Raw genomic sequence first — 13,061 nt, 5'->3', positions numbered from 1 at the left:
TTACACAAACCTTTTTTCTGATAGCAAATGTAACAATTAGCAAGATGAATTGATAATGAAAATAATTATCAATCTTGTTCGTTTTTGTTGCCCTATGAATAGATCGGTAGAGATTTTCCTCTGCTGACATTTGCTGTGGGCTTTTGCATCGGGGAAAGTGTAATGAAAGTAAAATGGCAGCGGCGCTCTCTGACGACCTTGGCGAGCTTGATTGGCCTGTGTATTTCAACTCCGCTTTGGGCGCAGACACAAGATAGCACTCAAACCGGCTCTGATACAGCCGCGATAGAAAAAACACAAACTGTCACCGCGACTCAACAGCAAGAACCCTCTGAAGCCGGAGGCAAAGCGGCGTCTGGCGATACTCTAGTGGTGACGGCTCAACAGCAAGTGCGTCAAGCATTAGGGGCATCCACTATTACTGCGGAAGATATCCGCAAACGCCCACCGGCAAATGACCTATCCGAAATTATCCGTACTATGCCGGGTGTGAATCTTTCCGGCAACTCAGCCAGTGGTCAGCGCGGTAATAACCGCCAGATTGATATTCGTGGCATGGGGCCAGAAAATACCCTGATTATGATTGATGGCATTCCGGTTTCGAGCCGCAATGCGGTGCGTTATGGTTGGCGTGGCGAGCGTGATACCCGTGGTGATACCAACTGGGTTCCCGCTAATATGGTTGAAAAAATCGAAGTGTTACGCGGCCCGGCAGCGGCACGCTATGGTAATGGTGCCGCAGGTGGTGTGGTGAATATCATCACCAAACAACCAGACAAAGAGCTGCACGGTAGCTGGAATGCTTATATGAACCTGCCACAGCACAGTGAAGAAGGGGCAACGCGGCGCACTGATTTTAGTCTGATGGGGCCATTAAGTGACACCCTCAGCTTCCGTTTATACGGTGGATACAATAAAACTGATGCTGATGATTGGGATATTAACGCCGGTCATGAGTCAGCCCGAACAGGTAATCAGGCTGGGACGTTGCCGGCCGGGCGTGAAGGGGTGCGCAATAAAGATATCAATGGGTTACTGCGTTGGGACTTCGCGGTCGGCCAATCTCTGGAGTTTGAGGTGGGTTATAGCCGTCAGGGGAATATTTACGCTGGTGATACCCAAAACACCAACAGCAATGCCATTGTTCGTAGTTTATACGGCGCAGAAACTAACGTGATGTATCGCGATAACTTCTCACTCACACATCGTGGTTTCTGGGATAACGGTGTCAGCACGACCTCTTATGTTCAGTATGAAGATACACGCAACTCACGTATTAATGAGGGACTGGCGGGCGGTACAGAAGGTATTTTCTCTAATAACCATTTCAGCACTATCAAGCTGGATAACTATTTGGCCCATTCCGAAATTAACTTGCCCTTTGATTGGGGCGTTAATCAGGTACTGACTGTGGGTGCCGAATGGAATGACCAGAAAATGAATGACCCAACCTCTAATACCCAAACAACGAGCGAAGGGGGCAGTGTCAGTGGCTTAACTGGCACCGGGCGCGATACTCGCTCGTCAGCACAGATAGCGTCGGTCTTTGTTGAAGACAATATTGAATTGACAGACACCACGATGCTCACCCCTGCGCTGCGTTTTGATCATCACAGCACCGCGGGCAGTAACTGGAGTCCGGGCCTAAACCTGTCACAAGAACTGGGCGATTACTTCACCATGAAAATGGGTATCGCGCGTTCATATAAAGCGCCGAATCTCTATCAAACCAACCCTAACTATCTGTTATATAGCCGTGGTCAGGGCTGCTATGGTGGTGGCGGCAGTTGCTACTTGATGGGGAATGATTCTCTATCAGCCGAAACGAGTGTGAACAAAGAGATTGGGTTCGAGTTCCATAATAACGATGGCATTATTGCCGGTATTACTTACTTCCGTAATGATTATCGCAATAAGATTGAGCCGGGCTTGGTCTCACTGGGCAACGCCAGTGGCGGAACTGGCGCTTATGCTAACTCCGATATTTTCCAGTGGGAGAATGTGCCGAAAGCATTGGTTGAAGGTTTGGAAGGTAACCTGACCGTTCCATTCACTGATACGGTGCAATGGAGTAGCAACCTGACCTACATGTTGGAATCGAAGAACAAAACGACCGGGGATTATCTATCGATCACCCCAGAGTTTACACTGAATAGCTCATTGAGCTGGCAAGCAACGGATGATCTGTCCTTCCTGTCGACTGTGACATGGTATGGGCGTCAGAAACCGAAGAAATATGACTATCAAGGTTTGCCTGTGACAGGTACGGCGCTCAATGAAGTCAGCCCGTATGCCATTTTTGGTCTGAGCACCAGCTATACCGTGACAAAAAATGTCAGTGTCACCACGGGTATCGAAAACTTGTTTGATAAGCGCCAGTTCCGTGCGGGTAATGCGCAGAACGTTGCCAATATCGCGGGTGCTGGGGCGGCCACTTATAATGAGCCGGGCCGGACATTCTTTGTGAGCTTGAATACTCAGTTCTAAACTTACCTCTCTACAATGAGCAGATACGGCCATTTTCGGCTGTTTCTGCTCTCTTTATCGCCACAATATTTTCCATTTGCCATTCACCGCCATAAAAGTCCTACCAACAGCACGAGACACTCAGAGAGCGATGGTATCCATTCATTAGTTATGGTTATTATACTTGTCATCTTTCAATCAGCAGGTGTGTTGGCCTTTAGTGATGGGCTAACTGAGAGCCGTTATCAATATGTAAGATGATTACACTGCGCTCAACGATTCAGCAAAAATTTAATGTTGCTTTTATGTGAACGAATTAACACTGAGTTTAAATACTGGTATGCTGGTTGAGCGAAACTGGGCCTCTTACCTTACACCTACTGCATCAGTGATGATGGCTGGTGGAATAAGCCCGGCAAAATAAATGACAATAAGAGCGAGGAGAGAGTCGTGCTAGAAGAATACCGTAAGCACGTAGCCGAGCGTGCTGCAGAGGGTATCGTCCCCAAGCCATTAGATGCATCACAAATGGCAGCGCTGGTTGAATCATTAAAAAATCCGCCTGTGGGCGAAGAAGAATTCCTATTAGACCTGCTGATTAACCGCGTACCACCTGGTGTTGATGAAGCAGCCTATGTTAAAGCTGGTTTTTTGGCTGCTATCGCCAAGGGCGAAGCCCACTCCCCTTTGATTACCGCAGAGAAAGCTATTGAACTGCTTGGCACCATGCAAGGCGGTTATAATATTCATCCGCTGATTGATGCGTTAGATAATGAAAAGCTGGCTCCAATTGCGGGCAAAGCCTTATCTCATACCTTGCTGATGTTTGATAACTTCTACGATGTGGAAGAAAAAGCCAAAGCCGGTAATCCGCATGCTAAGAAAGTGATGCAATCCTGGGCTGATGCCGAATGGTATCTTTCCCGTCCAGCACTGGCTGAGAAAATCACGGTCACGGTCTTTAAAGTCACTGGTGAGACCAACACTGATGACTTGTCTCCGGCCCCTGATGCCTGGTCTCGCCCTGATATCCCATTGCATGCTCTGGCAATGCTCAAAAATGAGCGTGAGGGGATTCATCCGGATCAACCGGGCAGTGTTGGCCCAATTAAGCAAATTGAAGAGCTGAACAAAAAAGGCTTCCCGCTGGCTTATGTCGGTGACGTCGTTGGTACTGGTTCTTCGCGCAAATCTGCCACTAACTCTGTGCTGTGGTTTATGGGCGACGATATCCCTTACGTGCCGAACAAGCGCGGTGGTGGTGTGGTGCTGGGCAGCAAAATTGCGCCAATCTTCTTTAATACCATGGAAGATGCTGGTGCTCTGCCAATCGAAGTCGATGTTGCCAATATGAATATGGGCGACGTTATTGATATCTTCCCGTATCTGGGTGAAGTTCGCCGCCATGATACTGGCGAGATATTAGCCACTTTCGAACTTAAAACGGATGTGTTGCTGGATGAAGTCCGCGCCGGTGGCCGTATTCCATTGATTGTGGGCCGTGGCTTGACCACGAAAGCTCGCGAATCATTAGGGCTGCCTGCCAGTGAAGTATTCCGTGTGGCGAAACCGGTGGCGAAAAGCAACAAAGGTTTCTCGCTGGCACAAAAAATGGTGGGTCGCGCCTGTGGTGTTGCTGGAGTGCGTCCGGGTGAATATTGTGAGCCTAAAATGACTTCGGTCGGTTCACAAGATACCACTGGGCCAATGACGCGTGATGAGCTGAAAGACTTGGCGTGTCTGGGTTTCTCCGCTGATTTAGTGATGCAGTCATTCTGCCATACAGCGGCATATCCGAAGCCAGTTGACGTGACGACCCATCACACACTGCCTGATTTTATTATGAACCGTGGCGGTGTGTCTCTGCGCCCGGGCGACGGTATCATTCACTCATGGCTGAACCGCATGCTGCTACCAGATACCGTTGGTACAGGCGGTGACTCCCATACCCGTTTCCCTATCGGGATCTCTTTCCCTGCAGGTTCTGGTCTGGTCGCTTTTGCGGCGGCAACCGGTGTGATGCCTCTGGACATGCCTGAATCTGTACTGGTGCGTTTTAAAGGCGAAATGCAGCCGGGTATCACCTTGCGTGATCTGGTGCATGCAATCCCTTACTACGCGATTCAGGAAGGTTTGCTGACTGTCGAGAAGCAAGGCAAGAAGAATATTTTCTCTGGCCGAATTCTGGAAATTGAAGGTTTACCTGAGCTGAAGGTCGAACAAGCGTTCGAACTGGCAGATGCTTCTGCCGAGCGTTCTGCGGCTGGCTGTACCATTAAGCTAGATAAAGCACCTATCACTGAATATCTGCAATCCAACATTGTGCTATTGAAGTGGATGATTGCTGAAGGTTACGGTGATCGCCGTACGCTGGAGCGCCGTATCAACGGTATGGAAAGCTGGTTGGCAAATCCAAATCTGCTGGAAGGTGATGCAGATGCACAATACGCTGCAGTGATCGAAATTGATCTGGCAGAGATAACTCAGCCCATTCTGTGCGCACCAAACGATCCTGACGACGCTCGTTTGTTGTCTGATGTTGCCAACAGCAAAATCGATGAAGTCTTTATCGGTTCATGCATGACCAACATTGGCCACTTCCGTGCCGCAGGTAAATTGCTGGATCAACATAAAGGCCAGTTACCGACTCGTCTGTGGGTTGCACCACCAACTAAAATGGATGCTGCACAACTGACTGAAGAAGGCTATTACAGCGTCTTTGGTAAGAGTGGTGCGCGTATCGAGATCCCCGGGTGTTCATTGTGCATGGGTAACCAAGCGCGAGTTGCGGACGGTGCGACGGTTGTCTCTACCTCAACCCGTAACTTCCCGAACCGCTTAGGGACTGGGGCGAATGTTTATCTGGCTTCGGCTGAACTGGCAGCGATAGCATCACTGCTTGGGCGTCTGCCGACTCCTGATGAATATCAAACGTATATGGCTCAGGTTGATAAGACTGCGGAAGATACATACCGCTATCTGAATTTTGATCAGTTAAGCCAATATACCGATAAAGCCGATGGCGTGATCTTCCAAACCGCCGTGTAAATCGCTATATTTCGCACCTGCTAAAAAAGGAGGCCATTGGCCTCCTTTTTTTATTTAAAAAATAGTTTTGATTAGAATTTTGCAGGTATTTACCGGCTTTGCGAGTTTGCGCCGAGTCAGGCTGCCAATAACGATTAAACTCATTAGAAGAGCATTAGGAGGACGTGCTATGGACTATGAATTCTTGCGTGATTTAACAGGGCAAGTGCTGGTCAGATTCTCCATGGGGCATGAAGTGATTGGCCATTGGCTCAATGAAGAAATTAAAGGTGATTTGGCAAAACTGGACCAAATTGAAGCTGCCGCCAATGAAGTGAAAGGCAGTGAGCGTCAGTGGCAACTCATGGGCCACGAATACACCTTGTGGCTGGACGGTGAAGAAGTCATGGTACGTGCCAATCAACTGGATCTGGAAGGCGATGAGATGGAAGAAGGCATGAATTACTATGATGAAGAGAGCCTTTGCCTGTGTGGTTTAGAGGATTTTCTGTTAGTCCTGAAAGGCTATCGCGATTTTACCCTTCAAACTTGAAGCTACAGGGGTGTTAGCTGCGCTCATTCACCCGAATCACTTACTTGTGTAAGCTCATCGGGATTCGTTTGCTTGCTGCCTACCTGCAACTCCAATTTTTTTGGGTATGTATTTGTAAAAAGAGTTAGAGGGGATTGCGGCTGGCAGACCAGCACAGTAAAGAGCCGACCACCACCATGGCAACACCCGGCCAGAATGCGGCTGAGGGCAGGGTATTGAGCCATAAACTGGCAATCAATATCGACAACAAAGGTGTGAAGTAAGAGAGGGCGGCGACCAGTGTGGCGTTGCCTTTTTTCATGGCAATATCCCAGCATAAGTAGGCCAGCGCTGTATTTGCACCCATTAGTAACAGTTCAAAAGTGGCACGTGAGGTGAAGTGTAACTTACCGGGTGTCAGCACAAAGAACATCACCCACAAGCACAGGGCACAGGCGAGTAAAAATAGTGGCAATGCCCCCGGCCCTCGACTGTATAAACGCACTAAATTGGAATAACCCGCCCAGGTAAAAGCGGCAATCAGTGCCAGGCTGTAGGCCAGCGGATTGCTGCTAACATTGGTGCGCAGAACATTAACATCCAGCCCATCACCACCACTGACTACCCAGATAACCCCGAACAGCGCCAAAGCGGCTCCCGGCCAGAGCCACCAACGTGGTCGGAGTTTAAGTAATGGCACCGCTAACAGCAGGGTCAGACTTGGCCACAGATAGTTAATCAGCCCAATTTCAAGTGTTTGCTGGCGGTCATTGGCCATGCCGACGGCCAGAGCAAAGGACACCATATAGACTACAAACAGAAAACCACAGCCATACAGGTAAGCGGGGTGTTGCCCGCGCAATGTCGGTTTACCGTCCACCAACCACACCAAAATCCCACTGACAGTATAAATGGCGGCACCCGCGCCAAATGGCCCCAGTGTTTCAGACAATCCGCGAGTCAAGGCAACACTCATGCTCCAAAGCAGGATTGCAATAACGCCATACAGGGTAGGGAGGCGGTTCATGAACGGGGCATCTTCCTTGAGCAACATGAGACAGAAAAATAGGATCCTCTTATACATCGTCAATTAGGAAGATGGGAATAGCGAAGTGTAATTATTGATAACTCAGGGTAGGGATTGGAGATGATTTTTTGTTGCTCCATATCTTGCTGGGCAGTCGAGTTAAAGCGTGATGAATATATTTTGGCTAACCATTAAGGAATATTAGTTTAATAAACAATTGGTTAAGTTAGTTAATCAGATAAACCACACTAGAATCCGCTATTGAATTGCGTAGGCTATCCAGTGAGTTGCTTTCTCTGGCTGACTCATTATTTTGCCGGTAGACAAGTAAGCTGCGAATCAGTCGTTACTCCAACACAACACCAGGATGGTGATTTTATGGAAGGATTTGCTTATCGACCCACGCCTATCGTCAGTTGGCTGCTGATTTACCTCACTAGTGTACAACCTTTACATCCGGCTATTGCTGCTGGTATCCAGCCCGATAACGCCCAAACTCAAGTCAGAGTACACGGTCAGATCCCTGTGGTGAATATTGCCCGGCCGAATGCCGCTGGAGTATCTCATAATCGCTATCATGACTTTAATGTCTCCCCCATAGGCGCGATATTAAATAACGCGAAAACTGCGGGGTACTCAACATGGGCAGTAGGACATTTGGCGGCTAATCCCAATTTAGGGGGTAATAGCGCGCAGTTGATTATTAATGAAGTTACCAGCCGTCATCACTCTTCACTGGAAGGCATGCTCAACATCTTCGGTGAAAAGGCCAATGTGATTATCGCCAATCCCAATGGCATAAGTTGCAATGGTTGTTGGTTTAACAATGTGGGCGCTATTACATTAACCACAGGGACACCGGTATTGAATCGGTTAGGTGAGCTGGAGTGGCTCAATGTGCAGGGGGGCACAATTACTGTGGGCAATAAAGGACTCACTGCCCTTTCTCAAAAAGATACCGTCTTCATCAGCCGTCAGCTGAACCTTAATGGAGAAGTTGATGCGAAGCAGCTTGATATCATTTTGGGGACGAATAAGATTGATTATCAGAATGGTCATATTGAACCTTTGTCAGTCATGGGGGCCACACCTGCGTTGGCGATAGATACTCGTGCATTGGGTGGTATGTATGCTGATCGTATTCGTTTGGTATCAAAGGAAAAGGGTGCAGGTGCTGACCTCAAAAATATTTTTGGTGCTGAAGGCAATGTGACGTTTGATATTGCAGGGAATATAACACTCGGAAATATTCTGGCAAAAAAAGATCTCAATATACTCGGTGGAAATACCACTATTACTGTGGATAGCGAATTACTTAGTGGTGGGGATGTCACGCTGGTAACAACTGAATTAAATAACTTCAGCAAAGTTAAGGCCGTAGGTGATGTGCGTATTTTTAGCGATAAAGTTCATAATGTTGGCCCATCAGCTGAACTACATGCCCGCCATCATATGTGGATCCAAAAAGATGCGGAGGGAAATAAGAATAAGTTAGTTGAGAATAAGTCTGGCAGTATTAAAACTAATCTTGGTGATTTGATTATTCGTACGGATAAACTAGATAATTCTCGTCAGGTATTTAATGTGGGGTGGCAGGAGTTAACACCAGATTCTATCCATGCCTACATTTATGATTATGAAAATATTTATTATCCACCGGTTAGAAAAACCATCGAATTATCAGCAGAACAATTTCCTGCTGAGTTCCCTACGGAGTGGTTTGACACCGCAGATGTTAGGCTTATTAATGAGCGAGCAAAATGGTTTTTATATAAAATTAATACTGAGCGGAAGCTGTATCAGATAACAGCCACGACGCCTGCTGCAACAATACATTCAGGTAATAATCTATATATTAATGCCAGTCAGCTAACTAATTCGGTCAGTAATATCAGCGCCCCAAAGGATATTTTCCTGACTGGAAATGAATTTCTCAATAACAGTCATAGCGATTGGAGAGAGGATACGTTCGTTAATTATAACGTTCAGGAGGGAATGCATCACCGAAATCATGCCAGAGAAGACGATGGTATATACGATGGACTGAATTGGATAAAAACAATGGCACTATTTCTTCGGGCAGGAATGTCGTCCTTGATTTTAATAATAGTATTCAGTTACAACCATTGTTATCGTGGCCCCATTCACAATTTGGCTTCGGTTTCGAGTTGAAAAAACCAACACAACCCGTTGTGTTAGGTCATAATATATTACTGCATGCAAAGTCCATTACCAGCAATTATTTGATTCAGGCTCGTGGCGATATAACATTTGTTGCTGATGACACTATTCATTTAAATAATACAACTCTTCAAGGTCGAGATATATCATTTTCTGCACTCAATGACATTAATTCAGTGCATGGTAAATTTTTAGGTCGAGATATTACGTTGCTGAGTCGGCAAGGGGATGTTCTATTTGAACCGGAGTATCATAGTGAATATTATCTTCAACCCTCACACCAGAGAATAATCAGCGAAGTAAATGCAAAGGGAGATTTCACTGTCATTGCGGGTAAGAATATTAATTTAACTGACACCCTAATTCACCCCGCCAATAATATTTTCTTATCAGCAAATCATGATATTAATGTCAAACACAGTAAAAATTTAATCGATGAAATAAATGGTGGGGAAATTCTCAACCGAGAACAAAGTATACAACATATTAACCGGTTGTTTTATTTACCGGGTAAGCTAAAAAGTCATCAGGATATCACATTTAGTGCGGGTAATAACCTGACCTTACATGGCGTCACGTTAGAGTCAGAACAGGATATTAACTTGCATGCTGCTCGTGATATTGAGCTGTCACCACGTGATATCACATTTACATTTGATTCACTGTTGGATCCTTATTCATCCTTTCCATATGATGATCTCCAGCTATTCTTCCCATCATCACGCACCCCTGAATTGAGCACTCAGATAAATGCCAAAGGTAATCTCTTAATCAATGCGGGCCGCGATATTTTGAGTCAGGCCAGCAAGATAACCGTTGGCAATAATCTTAATTTATTGGCAGGTAGGGATATTCGGCTGACGGCATCACTTTATTCAGGCCTTGATAACCCAGAGGGGAATCAACGTCAGGATCGCCATGTGATGACACGCTTGCTGGCGGGAAATGCACTGAATGCGGTGTCAGGTCATCAACTACTCGCTCAGGGGGCAGAGCTTTCTTCTGGCGGCGATATGATGCTGACCTCTGGTGATAATATGCGCTTTGAGTCGCTGCTCAATGAGCAGCATCAGGGCGGTGGTGATAATTTTAGCTATAACAAGCTCCAGCAACCGACTCAACTTAAGAGCGGTGGCATACTGACGCTGATTTCAAACGGCAGTATTTTGTTTCAGGCAACCCAGTTAGCCGCCAAAAAAGTCATGGATATTGCCGCTGAAGGTGGCTATTTATTTGCTCAAGCGATGGAGGAAACCAGCCATGCCGAAGAGCGTTGGAATACCCGTAAATGGTGGGGACGAAGAAAATCACACCATAATGTCCAGCATGTCGCCACGAATAAAGTCACAGAGTTTACGGCTGATGACAATATCAACCTGCTAAGTCGTGATGATAGCACTTATCAGGCTAGCAAAATTGCCGCAGATCAGAACGCTAGATTAACCAGTACTCACGGCAGGGTGAATTTTGAAGCCGTTAAAGATAGCTCGTTTGAGCAAAAGACGACGGTGTCGAAAGGCTTTTACATCAAGCACACCGACAAAGGGTATCAGGACGAAAAATGGATTTTACCCATTATTCATACTGGTGGTGAATTAACCATTGATGCTGCTCAAGGGGTTAGTGCTGATATAAAAGTTCGAAATGAGCAGTCATTGCATGATGCGGTGATCGCATTGGGCAATACTCCCGGCAATGAGTGGCTGAAAACGCTCAATCTACGCGACGATGTGCAGTGGCAAAAAGTGATGGATGCTTACCACCGTTGGGATCACCGCAGCCAACAACTGAATCCGGTGGTGGCGGTGGTGATTGCGATTGCCGTGGCGGCAGCAACGGCAGGATCGGGGCTGGCTGTCACGGCAGGTACGGCGGCAGGTGGCGGCATGGCTGGAGGCGCGGTAACTGCCGGGATATCCTCTCTGGCTTCGCAGGCGGCAGTATCGCTGGTCAATAATGAAGGTGATATATCAAAAACATTCAGGGAGTTAGGTAGTAAATCATCAGTAAAATCGCTGGTAACCTCAATGGCAGTTGGGGGGGCATTGAGCGGGTTTGACGCTGCGATGGGGGTGGGGAGCGCTGCTGATAGTGTCAACGCTGCACAATTACCCCAGTTGAGCAACGGTGACTGGAATAAAGTTGTTCAGCGAGTAGCCGGTCAATCCATTATCAGCTCCAGCCTTAATACCGGCATCAATGGCGGGAGTTTTAAAGATAATTTTACTACTGCATTACTCGCCAATACGGGTGCTCAGTTGCATGCCGAAGGGGCGCATGTTATCGGCAACAATGGGCGTGTATTAGGCGCTCCGGGCAAAGCCCTAAGCCATGCATTAGTGGCAGGTATCGCTGCTGAAATTAGTGGTGGTAATAAGGAAGGTGCAGCGGCGGGTGCACTAGCAGCAGAGTTGGCCGGTGCGGTGCTGGGTGATAACCTGATTGGCACGCAGCACTGGCAAGAGCAGCAAGCGCAACTTAGCCGTGTGGCCGGGGCTCTAGCCGGAGCACTAGCTAGTAGTAAAGCTGAGGGTGCATATAGTGGCGCGGATGCCGCCGAAGTCGTCGAAAGATTTAACCGCCAGTTGCATCAGGAAGAAATCAAGGCGATTAATGAACTGGCTCAGGGTAACAATATTAAGCAAGAACGCTTTATGGCCGCATCCTGCCGTCAGGTAAACTGTAGTGCGCAGGAGTCGCTCAATTCCAGTGAGCGTATTCGGGCTGAGGCGCTAATGGTGAAGTATCCCGAAACACCAGAAGAAGACAGTATTCTGGCACGTTATTGGATACAAAAAGAAAAACAGCGTTTTGGCAATTACCCTGCTCTCACGGGTTTTGAACAAGTCCAGTTATTTACTTATACTGATGTAGATACACTTTCTGATAGTCAAATTTTCGCCAAAAATCAGTGGGTTGAGGAAGCTGGTAAGATCACTGGTTGGTCTGAAGAGACGATTGAAGCCCTTGGTTTGTCAGCGTCTCTGGCAGCATCATTACGGGGAAAAAGATTTGAGCAGAGAGCGTCGGTTTATCCAGCTGGAATTAGCTTTAATATAAACCTGAAGAACCACTTAGCTAAGTTTGATGGGTTCTCTCAGAGAAAAGGTATTCACGGAACGCACAATGCCAATGCTTTTAATCAGGCGGTATCTGTTAACGGAGTAAAGGTAATCAACCGAGCATTTGGGCAAGTAAAAGGTATTACTCATGTCAAATATCAAATCCCAGCAAAAGATAGAGTAGGAAATACGGTTGGATACAAAGCTGATATATTTGAAAAAACCATCTATGATCCTAAGGTTTTTTCTGATGAGAAGATGTTAAAGCTTGGGCAACAAGCAGCAGCAAATGGTTATCATTCAGCTAGAGATTTAGGTGCTAGAGAGTATAGAGCGGAATCTAATGGTATAAAATTTCAAATTTTTTTAGATCAACACTCTGGCACTGTGATTAACTTTTTTCCGGTAATTAAATGATGAACGAATATATTTTTAACAAAATAGATTGTGATAATGATACATATTGGGTAATAAAAAGTTTTTTTAACTCACTTAATCTTTCTGAAAAATTACTTGAAAGTGTAAGTAATATAATCAACAGAACTGGGTTTGTAATAAATGAGATGTATTGTCATTTTCCTGACTTGAATAACTATGATCCTGAATGGCACTTTGAGGGAATAATGTTTGGTGTTTGTGAGGATGAAATTGTTGTTCCTGAATCAGTGGGTTTCGACTATGTCAGATTAGCCTGTGAAAAGTATCTGCAACTTCACCCTGAGGATAGCGCTAAAGTTAGCACCCTACTTGCCCAGCTACCTTAACC

At 46.5% G+C, this 13,061-nt stretch carries 5 protein-coding genes and 1 pseudogene; 5 read left to right on the top strand and 1 reads right to left on the bottom strand.

Going from position 1 to position 13,061, the window contains the following annotated elements; translation table 11 throughout:
• Positions 1-162 precede the first annotated feature (162 nt).
• The 3 genes from ACIOG0_RS17945 to yacL all read left to right on the top strand — a co-directional run bounded on the left by ACIOG0_RS17945 (position 163) and on the right by yacL (position 6,046).
• The gene (locus ACIOG0_RS17945) at positions 163-2,487 is read left to right on the top strand and encodes a TonB-dependent siderophore receptor (RefSeq protein WP_050100442.1); all 2,325 of its coding nucleotides are present in this window, start codon (positions 163-165) and stop codon (positions 2,485-2,487) included.
• A gap of 429 nt (positions 2,488-2,916) precedes the next feature.
• Complete coding sequence (gene acnB / locus ACIOG0_RS17940) at positions 2,917-5,514, top strand: bifunctional aconitate hydratase 2/2-methylisocitrate dehydratase (protein ID WP_128451275.1); 2,598 nt, start codon at positions 2,917-2,919, stop codon at positions 5,512-5,514.
• A 169-nt stretch (positions 5,515-5,683) separates the two neighbouring features.
• Positions 5,684-6,046 (top strand): protein YacL, encoded by a 363-nt coding sequence (gene yacL, locus ACIOG0_RS17935; protein ID WP_128451274.1) that lies wholly within the window; start codon positions 5,684-5,686, stop codon positions 6,044-6,046.
• Between the two features lie 124 nt (positions 6,047-6,170).
• Here yacL and yddG read toward each other — a convergent pair whose 3' ends face one another.
• On the bottom strand, positions 6,171-7,052 hold the full coding sequence (yddG, locus tag ACIOG0_RS17930; RefSeq protein ID WP_050100437.1) for an aromatic amino acid DMT transporter YddG: 882 nt from the start codon (positions 7,050-7,052) through the stop codon (positions 6,171-6,173).
• 378 nt (positions 7,053-7,430) lie between these two features.
• Between yddG and cdiA the strand changes: the two are divergent.
• Together cdiA and cdiI are read left to right on the top strand one after the other, a co-directional pair.
• Positions 7,431-12,712, top strand: a pseudogene (gene cdiA / locus ACIOG0_RS17925) (contact-dependent inhibition toxin CdiA).
• Entirely contained in the window at positions 12,709-13,059 is a 351-nt protein-coding gene (cdiI, locus tag ACIOG0_RS17920) for a ribonuclease toxin immunity protein CdiI (protein WP_404704883.1), read from the top strand. The pseudogene cdiA and the gene cdiI overlap by 4 nt, the downstream one beginning before the upstream one ends.
• Positions 13,060-13,061 lie beyond the last annotated feature (2 nt).

Source organism: Yersinia vastinensis, from assembly GCF_044905075.1.
Taxonomy (GTDB): domain Bacteria; phylum Pseudomonadota; class Gammaproteobacteria; order Enterobacterales; family Enterobacteriaceae; genus Yersinia; species Yersinia vastinensis.
The sequence above is the reverse complement of the archived record's forward strand: the minus strand, read 5'-3'. Positions and strand labels throughout refer to the sequence as shown.